Origin of the sequence: Halosolutus halophilus (assembly GCF_022869805.1) — an archaeon.
Taxonomy (GTDB): Archaea; Halobacteriota; Halobacteria; order Halobacteriales; family Natrialbaceae; genus Halosolutus; species Halosolutus halophilus.
Genome location: NZ_CP094974.1, coordinates 1,709,605 through 1,724,957 on the forward strand (window position 1 = coordinate 1,709,605; position 15,353 = coordinate 1,724,957).

Consider the following 15,353-nt stretch of genomic DNA (forward strand, 5'->3'; position numbering starts at 1 on the left):
GCTTATTGGCGTCGATGGTGAGGCCACGGCTATGAACGACTGCGGTCGGTGGCGACGTGTTCGGACAGCCGTGGATCCGGTCGGAGGAGCGGCGTAACGATGGACCGAGCGATCGTCCAGGCGTCGCTGTTGGCCGCGATTTTCCTCGGCTGTCTCTGTACGATCCTCGTGGCCCGGCGGCTGCAGGCAGAGCCATCTCCCGACGGCGGGTACGCGACGATCGGACGGGAGAGACTGACCTGGGGCGAGGCGAAAGCCGCTGCGATCAGGTGGACGACCACGACGAACCACCGGGAGATCGGCATGCTCTACATCGCACTGGGTACCGTCGCGGCGGTCTGGGGCGGGACCGACGCGATGATGATGCGGACGCATCTGCTGACGCCCGGGGCGGACATCTGGACGGAGCAGACGTACAACGAGCTGTTCACGATGCACGGGCTGACGATGCTCATCTTCTTCATCGCACCGGTCTTCTTCGGCATCGGCAACTACTTCCTGCCCCTGCTGATCGGGGCCGACGATATGGCGTTCCCGCGGTTGAACGCCGTCGGCTTCTGGATGCTCCCGCCCGCGCTCTTGCTCTCGCGGCTGGGAATCGTCGCCGAGGTAACCGGGAAGACGCTCGCGCTGGTCGTTCCCGAGGGGTGGCTCTCGGTCCTGTTCGCGCTCCGGGAGCCGGCGATCGGCTGGACTATGTACGCGCCGCTGTCGACGTCGACGCCGAATCCACAGATCAACTTCCTGTTACTGGGGTTGCACCTGAGCGGCATCGCCACGACGATCGCCGCGATCAACTTCGTCACGACGATCGTCTACGAACGCGATTCGTCGATCGGCTGGGCCAACCTCGACATCTTCTCGTGGAACATGCTGGTCACGAGCGCGATCATCCTCTTTGCCTTCCCGTTGCTGGGGACCGCTCTCCTGATGTTGCTGTTCGATCGCAACTTCGGAACGACGTTCTTCGCGACCGAGGGCGGCGGCCCGATCCTCTGGCAACACCTGTTCTGGTTCTGGGGCCATCCCGAGGTGTACATCATCTTCCTGCCCGCGACGGGGCTGATGAGCCTCATTCTCCCGAAGTTCGTCGGTCGGAAGCTGTTCGGGTTCAAGTTCATCGTCTACTCGACGATCGCGATCGGCGTCCTCTCGTTCGGCGTCTGGGCCCACCACATGTTCGCGACCGGGATCGATCCCCGCGTCCGGGCGAGTTTCATGGCGACCTCGATCGCGATCGCGGTGCCGAGCGCGATCAAGATCTTCAACTGGATCACCACCATCTGGAACGGGAACGTCAAACTGGCGTCGCCGCTCATCCTCTGTATCGGCGGCATCGGGATGTTCATCTACGGCGGCATCACCGGCATCTTTCTCGCGGTGATCCCGGTCGACATCGTCTATCACGACACCTACTACGTCGTCGGTCACTTCCATCTCATCCTGATGGGGATCATCCCCCTGATGATGTTCGCCGCGAGTTACTACTGGTACCCGATCATCACCGGTCGGCTGTACGATCGACGCCTCGCGCTCTTCCAGTCGACCCTGCTCGTCGCCGGTGCCGCGCTCACGTTCGGCACGCTCATGATCATCGGGTATCTCGAACTGCCCCGCCGGTACGCGACGTATCCGCCGTCGTTCAGTTCGTTACAGATCGTCGCCACGGTCGGGTCGTACCTCATCGGCCTCAGCGTCTTGCTGTGGCTCTACAATATGCTCTGGTCGTACTTCCACGGGGACCCGGTCGAGGCGGCCGACCCGTGGGACCTCAAGACGACCAACCAGTTCACGCCCGAGTGGCAGTGGTTCGAGGAGAAACTCGAGCGCGAACGCGGGATTCCGCCCGCCGAACCGGACGAAGTCCGCCGTTCGTACGTCCCGGCGCGGGAGGAGCGCCCGCCCTCGCTGTTCGGCCGGATCAAACCGGTCGCGCGGACGGTCGTGAACGACGCCGGTACGGGCGCGGTCGGCGGCCTCGTCGGCACGATACTCATGTCGGGGGTGCTCGCCGTCGCCGTCGGTCTCGGCGCGTTCGACCTGGAGGCCTTCGCCGGTCTCGCGACGCTGGTCGGCCTGCCCGCGAACGTCGGCCTCGGCTATGCCATCTTCCTCTTCGGCGGGATGACGATCTGGCCCCTGCTCTTCCTCGCGCTCGGGGAGTACCTGCCCGGCGAACTCAACCTCGTCACGGGACTGTGGTACGCGACGGTCATCGCCTCGGGGTTCGCGATCGGGTTCTACACCGACCAGACGGGCCTCGAACTCGTCGCCTACCTCGTGTTCGTCCTGCTCGCCCACTGGATCTACGGACTCGGCCTCGCCGGGACGATCGAGTACCTCGGCGGGAGGCTCTCGTCTCCCGCGGAGGACCAGGACTATGAGCAGTGACGAGGAACCGCCGGTCACGGGTGAGCCGACCGAAGCCGAAGAGTCGCGCGTCCTCACCTACGTCGCCCCGTTTTTCGGCGTCCTCCTGATCGCCGCCGGCATTCCCCTCGCGATCGTCGGCGGCTACGTCGTCGTACAGGACACCTTCGGGCTCTGTGGCGATCCCGACATCGAGGTGCGGGCGGTCGGTGCGGACGAACGCCCGGCCGAGACCATCGAGACCATCCCATACGAGAACCTCTCGGATGCCGAACAGCGGGCCGTACGGGAAGCGATCGACAGCCCGCACAACGAGGCCACGGTCGAGGGCGACCGACTGGTAAACGAGGAGGCCCTGCTCGACGGCGTGATCGTCACGGTCGACGGCGATCGCTACTACGTGCGAATCGCGTCGCTGAACTCCTGTCTCGAGGCCCAGCCGCTGCTGTTCCCGATCGGCAGCGTCGCGATTCTCGTCGGGATTGCCGGCGTCCTGACGCCCCCGATCTATCGGAAACTGGCGGGCTTCGAGGAACGGATGCAACGGGATCGGCGCAGGTAGCAGTGTTGTCAGGCGTGACCTTGCCGTCGATCGATACCGACCACGTGGATGCTCGTCGATCGCCGCGTCGTCGCCGTCGATATCGAAGCCGTGGAATAACCCCGGAAGATACTCGCGGGGCTACAGACGGCAGGGGGTTTTTCATCACTGACCGTCGTAGCCCGAATCCATCGGAGTGATCCCCGTGGGCGAGAACGGTACGAAGAAACGATCTGCGGCGAGATGTGCCAACTGTGGCGCGATCGGAATCGTCCAGATCTGGCCGGACGGGACGATACAGCCGCTCGGACAGACCGAACTCTGTCACTGCGACGACGACGATATTCGAGTTCTCGACGGTGACATCACGTTCTAGCTCCCAGTCGGGCCACCCGCGGTGCGATCAGACCGCCGTCCCGAGATAGACGACGACCACGAGAAACAGCCAGACGGCGTCGACGAAGTGCCAGTACAGGCCGACGGTCGCGATCGACGTGTCCCGATCGGGACCGTAGTGGCCTCGCAGTCCGCGCCAGCAGAGGACGGCCAGTCCGCCGACGCCCAGCGTGACGTGGAGCCCGTGCAGGCCGGTCAGCCCGTAGAACGCGCTGCCGAAGACCCCGTCCGCGAGCGTAAAGCCCTCGTGGACGACGAACTCGTAGTACTCGTAGGCCTGGCCGGCGAGGAAGACGACGCCGAGAAGCAGGGTCGTCCCGAGGAGGCCGAGAAAGCGCCGGCGATGGCCGTCCCGCAACGCCTCGTGGGCGTAGTGGAAGGTGACGCTACTCGTGACCAGGATCAGGGTGTTGATCGCCACGAGCGAACTCAAGAGCGACGGCACCTCCTGCGGGGGCCACGCGCCGACCCGGACGAAGAAGTAGTAGACGAACAGCGCCCCGAACGTCGAGACGTCGGTCGTGAGAAAGAGCAGCGTCGTCGAGACGTACGAGTCGCGGGACTTCCCGCCGGTGCCGGCCTCGCGGGCGGGCGCGAGAAACGTCTCGTCGATCCAGCCAGCGACGCCGACCAGCAGGACGATCGCTCCGAGGACGGCGAGGCCGACGCCGATCACCGGCGGGAGGACGCCGGCGGCCGCGCCGAGGAGGGCGATCGCGACGCCGCCGTAGAGGCCGGCGGCACCGATCCCGGTGACGAGGGGCCACCGGCTCCGGTGTTCGTGCTCGTGATCGTCGAGTCCGTGACGGTCGTGGCCACCGGGGTCGGGATCGGATCCGGGGCCAGCGGGGCCACGGTGGTCGCGTCCGGTATCTCCGGCGGCGGGTCCGGAACCGGCGGGATCGCGTTCCGATCGATCGCCTGCCCGGCCGTGGCCGGAGCCGTCCGCTCGCGTGGTCGGGTCGCGATCGGGATCGGTGCTGGATCGACCGCTCATACCACCGCTACCACGCGGGGGCCGAAAAAACGTCGTCGATCGCGCGGTGAGAACAACGAGAAGGGGATTGTCACGCCGTCAGAACCGTTTGGCCGGGTCATCGGCCGAAAGCGATGAGGCGGCGTTCGATCAGTAGACGTACTCGTCTTCCGAGAGCTGGACGTACGCGCCGTTGCGGTACTGGAACTTCGTCTTCTTGTACGCGGCGAGGATTTTCGCGGCGCCGATCCCCGCGGAGTATCGCCTGTTGAGCAGTACGTGCTCGCCGCTGTCGCCCTGCATGTCGGTGACGATGTCGAACGCCCGGTCCCAGTCGTCGGGGCCGTAGTCCGCGACGATGTCCGCGAACGCGACGTTGCGGCGGATCTCGTCCCCGATCGCGCGCTTCCAGACGTCGTTGTAGGTCGCAAGCGAGTCCGTTGCGGCGAGTCGACCGGCGATCTTGCCCGTCCGGACGGCGACGTGGTAGCCGCCCTCGTGGAACGCCGAGGTGGTACCCATCGCACCGCCGGCGACGGCGATGTTCGCGTCGACGGGCGAGTCGATCGGCCGCGTCGAGGAGATCGGGTACGTCTCGGTCCCCTTCGACTTGCCGCGGTCTTCGACGATCGGGATGTCCTCCTCGACGTCGTACTCGTCGCCGTACTCCTGTTCGAGCAGCCGGCTGATGTACTCCGAGCCCGAGGGAATCCGGTCGTCGGTCGGTTTCAGCAACTTGTAGCCGCCGGGGTTCTCGACGTCCGAGAGTTCCATGCCGATCGGCATCGTCAGGCCCACGCGGGCGACGGTGCCGTCGTTGGGGAACACCCACGGGTAGGCGGTCTCGCCGGGCATGTACCCCCACCAGAACTTGAGCCGGTCTTCGGGGAACAGTTCGTCCGGAAACTCCCGGTACTCCTGGTAGGCGATGTGGTTGGCCTCCGGCGGCGAGAGGTGGTCGGAGACGCTCCGTCCGGGGGCCGTGAACTGGTCGAGGGCGTTCAGCGTGACGCGTCGCTGCGGCCCGTCGGCGAGGACCACGTACTGCGCTTCGATCTGGTCGCCGTTCGAGAGCGTCAGCGTGTGGATCGGCCCCTTCGGGGTCGACGATCGGAGGTCCGTCTCGAGGGACTTCACGCCGGTCCCGACCCGTAGATCGGCACCGGCGTCTTCGGCCCGCTCGTGGAGCCAGTCGTCCATCCGGGCCCGGTGGAAGGTGAACCCGAACTTCGGGTAGCTGGCTTCCATCCCCGTCGTCGTCAGTTCGACGGTGCTGTTCGGGCCGATGAACTCCGTCCCCTCGAGTTCCTGGTGGATAACTTCGTCGGGGATTTCCCGGTAGTCGAAGTCCATGATGTCGATCCAGTAGTCGAGCATGCCGGCGGCGTCGGTCGAGTCCGGGCCGAGTCCGTCTCGGTCCTCCCGGGGGACGCCCTGTTCGAACAGGACCGTCTCGGCACCGTGTGCCGCGGCCCGTTCGGCTGCAGAGGCCCCCGCTGGACCGCCACCGACGATCGCGACGTCAACGCGTTCCATACGCCGTGGGGACTCAACGAGCCATTATTAAATTGTCCCAACGTTCCGGCCGAGAGCGCGGTGTCGCTGCTCTCCGCCGCGAGACGAACGCTTTTGATCGTACCGGACGAGGGCACGCACATGACAGGAGAGAGCGACAGTGTGGCCAGTACGACTGATCCAGGCAGCGCGGACGTCCTCGTCCTCCGGAAGGGGACTCACGGAACGCCGATCGAACAGTACGCCGATGCGTTGCGTGACCGGCTGCCCGACCTGACCGTCGGACTCGCGCGCACCCCGGGCGAGGAGCGCGAGGCGATCGAAACCGCGTCGTTCGTCACCGGGATGACACTGGACGAGGATCTGCTCGCGGCCGCCGAGAACCTCGACGTCTTCGCGTGCGCCTACGCGGGGACGGGGCACCTGCCGCTCGAGGCCCTCGCGGATCGCGGCGTCGCGGTCACCAACGCTTCGGGCGTCCACGGGCCGAACATCGGGGAACACGTGCTGGGCGCGATCCTCCACTTCACCCGCCGATTCCACGTGGCCGGGAGGCGACAGCGCCGCCGTGAGTGGCGCCACTACCAGGCCCACGAGTTACAGGGGTCGACCGTCACGATCGTCGGCCTCGGCGCGATCGGGCAGGCCGTCTGTGAGCGTCTCGAACCGTTCGGGGTCGACACGATCGGCGTGCGCTACTCGCCCGAGAAGGGCGGCCCGGCGGACGAGGTGATCGGCTTCGACGAGGAGGCGTTCCACGCGGCGCTCGCCCGGACCGACTATCTCGTCCTCGCCTGTCCGCTCACGGAGACGACCCGCGGGCTGATCGATCGGGCCGCGTTCCAGACGATCGATCCGAACGCCGTCCTCGTCAACATCGCCCGCGGCCCGGTCGTCGAGACCGAGGCGCTCGTCGACGCTCTCCGTTCGAACTGGATCCGCGGCGCCTCGCTCGACGTGACCGATCCCGAACCGCTGCCGGAAGAGCACCCGCTCTGGAACTTCGGGAACGTCCAGATCACGCCCCACAACGCCGGTCACACGCCGAAGTACTACGATCGACTGGCCGACATCGTCGCCGGGAACGCCCGGCGGTTCGCGGCGGAGGGATCGGACGCCGAGTTCGAGAATGAGGTGCTGCCGTAACCGCTGTCCCTCGATCCGATCGGTCGCGCCCGCTCACCGAGTTCGCTTTGGGATGTCCTTGTCCTCGTATCCGGCCGCCCGGAAGAAGCGCCGCTCGATGATCCTGGCGGCGATGTCGATGAGGTCGTCACCCTCTTCCGAGACGTCGGCGAAGAGCCCCAGCGGGATCTGTGCGGCCGCCATGTCCTCGTGGCCGCCGGCGGAGCCGACGTCGCCGAATACCTCCTCGAGGAGGTTGGCGAGATCGACCCGCGAGTCCGTCGATCGGGCGCTGGCGTGGATCTCGTTTCCGGTGATGCCGAAGACGAGGACCGTCTGGACGCCCTCGAGGTTCAGGAGGTAGTCGGCCGCCTGCGGGAGCGTGTCCCGTTCGGTACTCCGGCCGACGGTGGCGACGAGATACGCCGACTGGACGGTCCGGGTCTGGATGGCGTTCGCGATCGCGTCGACGGTGATCTCCGACAGCGGCGGATCGTTCATCTCCTTGAGGAGGTTGAGGTCGACGAACGGATGCAGATACAGCGCCGCCTCGTACTCCTTTTCCGTGACGTTCCGGAGGAAGTCGAGGGTCTCGCGCCGAATGGCGAACAGCAGCGCCGTCGCGAGTTCGGCGTCGAGCGGGAGGTCGAGCGCCCGGTGGTACTCGACGATGATCGTCGTCGTGCTGCTGTACGTGTCGCGAACGTCGGCGAACTCCGTCGGCGGTTCGTCGCCGGGATGGTGGTCGATCACGATGTCGACCTCGGTCCCCGGTTCGAGGCTGTTGTTTCGCCCCGGGATCGAACAGTCGACGAGCGCGATCCGGTCGTAATCGTCGACGGCGTCGCTGCAGTACTGGAGGTCGATGTCGAGCAGGTTCACGAACACCCGGTTCTGAGGATGAGTGACCTCGCCACCGTAGAAAAACTCCACGTCCCAGACGCTGGCGTACTCGGCGACGCGTTTTAGCGCCAGCGCACTCGCGAGGCAGTCCGGATCCGGATTGTCGTGACAGACGATCGCCAGCGAGTCCGTCCCGTCTAACAGCTCGACCAGCCGGTCGGCGCGCGATCGTTCGACGGACTCTGGCTCGGTCGTGCCAGTCTCTTCGGGTTCGGGATCGATCGGTTCCGATTGTGATTCTGGTCCAGCGGCCGGATGATTGTCGTTGGACATGGGAGATCAGTCCGCGTACGACCCGGGGCGTGTCGGTACAGTCAGTCGACGCCACATCGGCGTGGCCCCGAGTCGAAACGAAGAGCCAGTGCCAGCCTCTGTCACCGTCTGGCACGGTCCGAACGGAAATAAGTCCGCTGCTTGAATAGGGACGCCACGATCGTCAGTCATCTGTAAAGAGAGGGCCAGTACATCCTGTTGTGGTGGAGAGACGGCCTCACGATCCCGAGAACTCGGTCTTCGATCTCGCGATCTACGGGGCCGGAACCCCGGGAACGCTTCCCGGCTGGTGGTTGCCGTCGGTGCGCTCCTCGTCGATCGAATCCAGTCGGGTGAGGAGGTCCGCTCCCGGTTCCCGAAGGGCGACGGTGTTCGCGTCGGGATCGAAGTCGACGACCTCGGCGTCCGCTAGCTTCGGCACGTGAACGTGCCGGAGCGAGATGTGAACGCGGCGTCGGGTCCCCAGGAGCGCGTCGCCCCAGTCGGCGATCGGACCGCGATCCTGCGATCTCTCGTCGAGGGCCACCCGATCCGCGAGGTCGTTCAGCGAAACCGGCTGTCCGGACTCGTCGAGCGCGCGGAGGACGGCCCGGCGGTAGCGATCCGCGAGCAGGTCCGACGTCGCGGCCGTTTCGTCGGACGACTGCATAGAAGGCGTCGACAGGGATTCGGGATCGGAGACGAGTGGAAGCATTACCTGCCGTTGGGATGGACGGTACTTGGGCCCGCCGCCAAATCGTACAGGGTCCGTATCGATCTAGAGGTAGCCGTTCTCCAGCAGCAGTTCGCCGTTCAGCACGCTCGCACCCGCAGCGCCGCGGATCGTGTTGTGGGCGAGACAGTTGTACTGGAGGCCGAACGAGGATTCGCGGAGGCCGCCGGCGGCGATCGCCATGCCGTCGCCGAGCGTGCGGTCCATCCGCGGCTGGGGCCGATCGGGCTCCTCGAAGACGTGGATGAGCGGATCGGGCGAGGAGGGGAGGTCGAGCGACGGGTACTCCCGCATCGCCGCGGCGGCCGCGTCGGCCGTGAGGTCGTCTGCCGTCTCGACCCAGACGTTCTCGAGGTGGCCGTCGATCGTCGGGATGCGGTTACAGGAGGCGGCGACCTCGACGCTATTGTGCGCGAGGGAGGCACCGTCGAACTCGCCGAGCAGTTTGCGGGACTCGGTCTCGAGTTTGTCCTCCTCGCTGCCGATGTAGGGGATGGCGTTGTCGATGATCTCCATCGAGGTGACGCCGTCGTAGCCGGCACCGGAGACGGCCTGCAGGGTCGCGACGTGGACCTTTTCGAGGCCGTACTCCGCGAGGGCCGCGAGCGTGGGGACGAAGGTAATCGTCGAGCAGTTGGGATTCTTGATCATCGCACCGTCCCAGCCACGCTCGTCGCGCTGGACCTCGAGCAGATCGATGTGCTCGGCGTTGACCTCCGGAATGACCAGGGGGACGTCGTCGTCCATGCGCGCGTTCGAGGAGTTCGACGACATGACGTAGCCGGCTTCACAGAACGCCGGCTCGACGTCCGCGCCGACGCTCGAGGGGAGCGACGAGAACAGCAGGTCGACGTCGTCGGGGACTTCGTCGGGATCGGTCGCGGAGACGGTCGTGTCGGCGACGTCGTCGGGGATGGGGCTGTCGACGCGCCACTTGGCCGCCTGTCGATACGTCTTGCCGGCACTCGACTCGCTCGCGGTCAGTGCGGCGATCTCGAACTCCGGGTGGGGATCGAGAAGCTGAATCAGTCGCTGTCCGACGGCACCGGTTGCGCCGAGTACGCCTACTCGTACTGCCATTTTCGGTCCCTCGGAGGCGTGTCCGCAAAACCGTTTGGGTTTCCGTCTCGTACCCCCGTTCACGGTGGTCCTCGCTGTACGATCGGAAGGTCGCGCCGGCCGTATCGTCGCATAGAAGCTATTAAGAAACCGGAGCGGCACGTATCGATCGATGCATCACCAGCAGGACCGACTCGCCGACGTCGGGCTGGCCCGATCCGAGTCGGCCAGGCGAGACGCGACACGTACCGTCGAGCAACCGACCACCGATAGCGCGGGGTGGTCCCGATGACGGATACGGGATCGGCCGCGGACTCGAGCGACCTCAATTTGTTCGCGACGCCGTTCAACATCGCGGCGACGGCCCTCTCTGCCGTGACGCTCCTGCTCGCGCTCGCCTTCTTCTGGAGCGGGTATCAGGAGATGAGCCTCCTGTTCGTCGGCCCGCAGCTGACGATTCTGACCGGGCTCGTCGGGGCGACGATCTGTGCCGGCATCGCCGTCGTCGCGTGGGTCGCTGCGGTCTACATGGAGCCCGGATTCGACGAGTAACGCGTTCGACCCCTGCCTCTACTGTTCGCGCTCGCAGCCACAGATCGTCGATGCACCCCCGTCTCCCCGTCGTCGACAGCCCTCTCGCTCACCGAAAACCGATCCAGTCGCCGATGGGTGACCGGTCCCGTCTGCCCGATCGCCATCACGGATGCTGCTGCTGACGAGTGCGGTTCCGGAGACGAAAATTTCGACTTACGCAGTCACTTCGGCGCCTTTCTTTCGCGTGACGTAGCCCGCAATCCGGTTTCGAACGCCCTTGGACTCGACGTTGGTCAGCTTCTCGACGCTGTCTTTGTTCTGTTCGAAGTCGGTCGTGAACGCGTCCGGGTACCGCTCCAGGAGGAGGTTCCCGGTCTTCTTGACGTATGCCGGTTTGATGGCCATACTGGAAGATCCGTCTAGAGACTCTTATAACGCACCATTTCCACTGATGGCCCGCAGCGGGGGTACGTCCAGTCGTCGATCCACGAGACGGGATCGACGTGCGCGAAGCCCGACGAACCGTGCTCGGGGACGGCGATCGACGATCAGTCGTCCGTCTGGATCACCCCGAGCACGGCCGCGATCTGTCTCGCGAAGCCCGCCTCGACGACGACCGTCACGAGGATGACGAGAAAGACCGTACCGAGTAAGAGATCCGCTCCCGCCGGATCCGAAGGGGGAGTACTCGACCGGAGGCGGATGGCGAACAGGGTCGCGACCGACGCGGGAACGATCCCCCGGGGACCGACGAAGCTGATGAACAGCCGTTCGCGAATCGAGAACCCGCCGCCGGCCGTCGAGACGAAGACGACCAGCGGACGGAGCAGGAGCGTCAACACCGCGACGACCGCGAGTCCGGCGACGCCGAGCGCGAGCAGTTTCGAGAACTCGACCAACGCCGCGAGCACGATGAACACGAACGAGAGGACGAGCAGCGTCACGTCCTGCTTGAATCGCAGGATGCTCTCCCGGTGGGGCAGGTCGAGGTTTCCGAGGGTAAACCCCGCGGTGGCTGCGGCCGCGATACCGGCTTCGGAGAACACCGAGTCCGCGATCGCGAACGCGATGACGGCGGCGGCCAGCGTGAGTAACCGGGCCGTCTGCGGCGCCGCCTGGGCCGGGAGTTCGACCTGCGTGATGAGATACCAGACGACGCCCGCGATCACGAGGCCGGTGAGGATCCCCATCCCGAGGCGCTGTGCGAACAGGAAGACGTACCCCCTCGGCGCGAGTTCCTGGGCCGTCATCGCTTTGAAGAGGACGATCGCGAGGATCGCGGCGGTGACGTCGTTGACGATCCCTTCCGTTTCGAGGGTCGTTGCGACTGCCTCGCGGACGGATACCACCGCGAGAATCGGCGTGATGACCGTCGGCCCGGTCGCGACCAATAGCGCGGCGACGAGAAACGCGATATCCCAGCTCGCGCCGAGCAGGAGTCGAACGGTCAGGGCGGTCCCGAAGAACGCCATCGCTGCGCCGATCGTTATCAACCACTCGATCGCCCGCGGCGCGTCTCGGACGGTCTCGTACTCGAGTCGAAACGCCCCCTCGAAGACGATGATGGCGACGCTCACCCCGACGATAGTCGAGAGCGCCTCCCCGGAGGTGTCGATCGAGACAATGGCGAGCCCCTCGGGGCCGATGGCGACGCCCGCGACGATGAGAAACAGCACGCTGGGAACGCGATACTTCGCGGCGAGAAACTGGGCTGTGACGCCGAGTCCGACGATGGCCGCGACGAGCGCGACGAGGTCGAGGTCGACGTGGATGGACACCAGTTCACCCACCTCCTGGATCGCGGCTCTCGGCGTGATACGTTTCGGAAGAATTGGCGAGCCACCGGCGCTGGCCGGGCGTCTCGACCGACATGGGGCCGTATACCACTTCCACTGACAAAACCCTCTTCCCGCGTCGGGCCCGCCCCCGTCGCCCACTTACGCTCGAGTGGAGGTCCCGTCGGTTCCCGCACGGGCTACTCCCGTCTCGGGGCGATCCTCGACCGCGAGACCGGCGCGGCGCAGTTCACCACGACGAGTGTTCGCGAACGCGCTCGAGCGCCTCGCGCTCCCGCGGGCCGCCAGCCCGGTCGACGATCGACGCGCAGCGGTCGAGTCGATTCCGCAGTCGATCCTCGTCGTACCCCGTGACCCCGAGTCGAGACGCGGCGACGGTGGCCTCGACGACCGCACAGACGCCCCGGTCGATCGTCGGCACCGTCTCGGTCTCGATCGCGGCGTCGACGGGGTCGAGCGCCCACTCCTCCCACTCCGTCTCGCCCTCGGTCCCGGCGTCCACTTGCTCGACCCGAACCCGGACCCACGCGCCCGCGGACGCGAGGATTGGGTCCTCGAGTTCGTAGATCGACAGCGCGGCGTCGGCGAAGTCGACGGGGTCGCGCGTGAACTGCACGTAGGCCTCACCTTGCCGGTGGAAGTTCCGGCGCGTCCGGGTGTTGCCCCACGTCCGTGCGGTTACGGGATCGCCGGCGAACAGCCCCAGCGCGGCGGCGTTCCACAGTCCGTTCGGACCGAGCGTCGTCACGACCGTCTCGGTGACGCCGGTGAGCGCGACGGGCCACGCGACCCGATCGGCCCCGCCGTCGCGGTCGCCGTCGTCGACACCGGTCCGATCGCCAGCCCCAGCGTCGTCGCTCATATCTCGATTGCTTCGTGCTCGAGGGCGATGAAAAGCCCGGCCGCGGTCAGATCTGCGGTCGTCCCCGGGTTGACGCCCCGGTCGACGAGTTCGTCGGCGAAGGATTCGACGGCCTCGCGATCCGTCTCGAGGGCGTTTCGCTCGACGAGATCGGCGGCCCGGTCCGTCACCTTGGCTGCGACCGCCTCGCCGTGGCGCTTGACGACGAGCGTGTCGGGTCGCTCGGCGAGCAGCGAGAGGAAGACCGACGCGGCCCGATCGGGGGGTGCCCCCTCCGCCTCGGCGAGGCGCTCGGCGGCGGTGAACGAGCGATCGAAGCCGCGGACCCACTCGCGAGCGACGTCGTCGCCGGGGACGCTGTACTCCATCACGTCGAGCAGCGTCAGGCCGCGGTCCTCGAGTGCGGGAACGGCGTCCGCGCCGCGGCGAACGTCGAGCGGTTCCACCTCCTCGGGCGGCTCGTCGACGAAGACGTCGACGTGCTCGAACGCGCGGTAGAACGCAGCGGCGTCGGCGACGGTCGTCCCCTCGACGACCGATTCGACGACGGGCTGAGAGAGGTCCTCGCGAGCGGCCCGGACCAGCGGCACGAGCAGGAGCAGCGCGCCGAACTGGGTGTTCTCGCCCTGTGCGGCCATTCCCTCGATCGCGCGCTCGAAGGCTGGTCCGACCGCCGCGCCGTTCGCGGCGAGGTCGAGGCCCTCGCGAGCACCGACTGCACCGGCCAGAAAGTGGTCGAACCGGAGATCGTCGAGGTCCCGGTGCCGATCGACGTTGCCGGGTTTCGGCGTGCCCGCGACCTCGAGCAAGAGTGCGAGTTCCGCGTTGCGGGCGGGGTCGTCCATGCACTCTCGTGTGCGCTCGTGAAACTTAGCAGTATTCGTGTCGTTCGACGTCCGACGCCGGAACCGGGAGTTGTCACCGTTCTGGGACCGGATTTCGGCCGGGACCCTCCTTCGAGGGAGTCCGTGGCTCAACACGCACCTCAAGTACCGTGGTGGTGTAAAAGGCGTACTATGCCCACCCGCTTTCGCTATATTCCCGCGCTGGGTGTCCTGTTCATTCTCATCGCGGCCGGACAGGCTGCGTTCACGGTCACTAGCAGAGGGGTCGTCCCGGAAGCGGGGATCGATTTCGTCCTCATCAGTCTGTCCGGCGTCCTGTTGCTGTACGTCGGCAACTGGCTGTCGAACAGCGATCTCGACCCGGCGCTCTTCCCCAGAATCGCGATCTGGTGTCTCGGTGGAGTGGGCGTGATGGGTCTCCTCCTCGTGCTGCGGAGCGTTCACCCCGGCGTCACCGCGGAGTTTTCGCTCGGAACGAGAGCGATCAGCCTCGCGATCGGATCGGTCGCGGGCCTCGGGATCGGGATCAACGAGGCACAGGCACTCACCCGTGAACAGGAGGTTACGCACCGAAACGAGCAACTCAACGAGATCCAGCGACGACTCGAACGGCGCAACGGGGAGTTGACCCGGACGCAGGGAAAACTCGAAGACGCGAACGAGCGGCTGAAAGCGTCCAACGATCGGCTCGATCAGTTCGCCTCGGCAGCCGCGCACGATCTGCAGGAACCGCTCCGGATGATCTCGCGATATCTCGGACTACTCGACGATCGGTACGACGACATCGACGACGACGCTGAAGAGTTCATCGCGTTTGCCGTCGACGGGGCCGATCGGATGCAGGTGATGGTCGACGACCTGCTCACGTACTCGCGGGTCGAGACGAACGGGAAGCCGCTCGAGCCGGTCGAACTCGACGCGGTGCTTGCGGATGCGCTCACGGATCTCCAGGTGCGAATCGACGAAACCGACGCCGAGATCACGGCGGATCCGTTGCCTCGTGTGCGCGGTGACGCGAGCCAACTGCGACAGGTGTTCCAGAACCTGCTCTCGAACGCGATCGAGTACAGCGGGGACGAGCCGCCCCGAATTACCGTCGAGGCGGAACGAGACGAATCCGAGTGGACGATCTCGGTCCGCGACGATGGGATCGGGATCGATCCCGACGAGAGGCAGCGCGTCTTCGAGATGTTCCAGCGTCTCCACGCGGTGGACGAACACGGCGGCTCGGGGATGGGACTGGCACTCTGTCGTCGTATCGTCGTCCGCCACGACGGCGACATCTGGGTCGACTCCGAACCCGGTAACGGATCGACGTTTCGCTTCACCGTCGCCCCCTGCGAGGAATCGGCGGCGTTATCCGGGATCTCTTCGGAGCAGTGACCGTCGCCGTTCGCCGGTTTCCGGAACCCGAGCGTCAGTGGTGGGTCGTGATTCCCGTGGCGG

At 66.2% G+C, this 15,353-nt stretch carries 14 protein-coding genes; 5 read left to right on the forward strand and 9 right to left on the reverse strand.

Features of this window, described 5'->3' with window-relative positions:
- The first annotated feature begins 99 nt into the window (after positions 1-99).
- Together MUG98_RS08380 and MUG98_RS08385 are read left to right on the forward strand one after the other, a co-directional pair.
- Positions 100-2,391, forward strand: a complete 2,292-nt coding sequence (locus tag MUG98_RS08380) for a DUF6789 family protein (protein WP_265111679.1) — start codon at positions 100-102, stop codon at positions 2,389-2,391.
- Positions 2,381-2,932 carry a DUF7979 domain-containing protein gene (locus MUG98_RS08385; RefSeq protein ID WP_265111680.1) on the forward strand — a complete coding sequence of 184 codons (552 nt, stop codon included), beginning with the start codon at positions 2,381-2,383 and terminating at the stop codon, positions 2,930-2,932. Before MUG98_RS08380 ends, MUG98_RS08385 begins: the two co-directional genes overlap by 11 nt.
- A 382-nt stretch (positions 2,933-3,314) precedes the next feature.
- Here MUG98_RS08385 and MUG98_RS08390 read toward each other — a convergent pair whose 3' ends face one another.
- Together MUG98_RS08390 and MUG98_RS08395 are read right to left on the reverse strand one after the other, a co-directional pair.
- On the reverse strand, positions 3,315-4,304 hold the full coding sequence (locus MUG98_RS08390) for a cytochrome c oxidase subunit 3 (protein WP_265111681.1): 990 nt from the start codon (positions 4,302-4,304) through the stop codon (positions 3,315-3,317).
- Positions 4,305-4,433: 129 nt separating this feature from the next.
- Positions 4,434-5,819 carry an NAD(P)/FAD-dependent oxidoreductase gene (locus tag MUG98_RS08395; protein WP_265111682.1) on the reverse strand — a complete coding sequence of 462 codons (1,386 nt, stop codon included), beginning with the start codon at positions 5,817-5,819 and terminating at the stop codon, positions 4,434-4,436.
- 120 nt (positions 5,820-5,939) lie between these two features.
- On the opposite strand from MUG98_RS08395, the gene MUG98_RS08400 reads away from it, so the two are divergent.
- Entirely contained in the window at positions 5,940-6,944 is a 1,005-nt protein-coding gene (locus tag MUG98_RS08400) for a D-2-hydroxyacid dehydrogenase (protein WP_265111683.1), read from the forward strand.
- A 33-nt stretch (positions 6,945-6,977) separates the two neighbouring features.
- Here MUG98_RS08400 and MUG98_RS08405 read toward each other — a convergent pair whose 3' ends face one another.
- From MUG98_RS08405 to asd, 3 genes are all read right to left on the reverse strand, one after another.
- Positions 6,978-8,099, reverse strand: a complete 1,122-nt coding sequence (locus MUG98_RS08405) for a DHH family phosphoesterase (protein WP_265111684.1) — start codon at positions 8,097-8,099, stop codon at positions 6,978-6,980.
- 253 nt (positions 8,100-8,352) lie between these two features.
- Entirely contained in the window at positions 8,353-8,748 is a 396-nt protein-coding gene (locus tag MUG98_RS08410; protein WP_320443122.1) for a DUF7344 domain-containing protein, read from the reverse strand.
- Positions 8,749-8,856: 108 nt separating this feature from the next.
- Positions 8,857-9,891: an aspartate-semialdehyde dehydrogenase gene (gene asd, locus MUG98_RS08415; protein WP_265111686.1), complete on the reverse strand. Its 1,035-nt coding sequence runs from the start codon at positions 9,889-9,891 to the stop codon at positions 8,857-8,859.
- A gap of 267 nt (positions 9,892-10,158) precedes the next feature.
- On the opposite strand from asd, the gene MUG98_RS08420 reads away from it, so the two are divergent.
- On the forward strand, positions 10,159-10,422 hold the full coding sequence (locus MUG98_RS08420) for a hypothetical protein (protein WP_265111687.1): 264 nt from the start codon (positions 10,159-10,161) through the stop codon (positions 10,420-10,422).
- A gap of 195 nt (positions 10,423-10,617) precedes the next feature.
- Here MUG98_RS08420 and MUG98_RS08425 read toward each other — a convergent pair whose 3' ends face one another.
- From MUG98_RS08425 to MUG98_RS08440, 4 genes are all read right to left on the reverse strand, one after another.
- Positions 10,618-10,809, reverse strand: a complete 192-nt coding sequence (locus MUG98_RS08425) for a 30S ribosomal protein S17e (protein WP_265111688.1) — start codon at positions 10,807-10,809, stop codon at positions 10,618-10,620.
- 143 nt (positions 10,810-10,952) lie between these two features.
- Entirely contained in the window at positions 10,953-12,182 is a 1,230-nt protein-coding gene (locus MUG98_RS08430; RefSeq protein WP_345779793.1) for a cation:proton antiporter, read from the reverse strand.
- A gap of 247 nt (positions 12,183-12,429) precedes the next feature.
- Positions 12,430-13,062: a DUF447 domain-containing protein gene (locus tag MUG98_RS08435; protein ID WP_265111689.1), complete on the reverse strand. Its 633-nt coding sequence runs from the start codon at positions 13,060-13,062 to the stop codon at positions 12,430-12,432.
- The gene (locus MUG98_RS08440) at positions 13,059-13,907 is read right to left on the reverse strand and encodes a triphosphoribosyl-dephospho-CoA synthase (protein ID WP_265111690.1); all 849 of its coding nucleotides are present in this window, start codon (positions 13,905-13,907) and stop codon (positions 13,059-13,061) included. The genes MUG98_RS08435 and MUG98_RS08440 overlap by 4 nt, the downstream gene beginning before the upstream one ends.
- A 171-nt stretch (positions 13,908-14,078) precedes the next feature.
- Between MUG98_RS08440 and MUG98_RS08445 the strand changes: the two genes are divergently transcribed.
- Positions 14,079-15,290, forward strand: coding sequence for a sensor histidine kinase (locus MUG98_RS08445; RefSeq protein ID WP_265111691.1), 1,212 nt, complete (start codon positions 14,079-14,081; stop codon positions 15,288-15,290).
- The last annotated feature ends 63 nt before the right edge of the window (positions 15,291-15,353 follow it).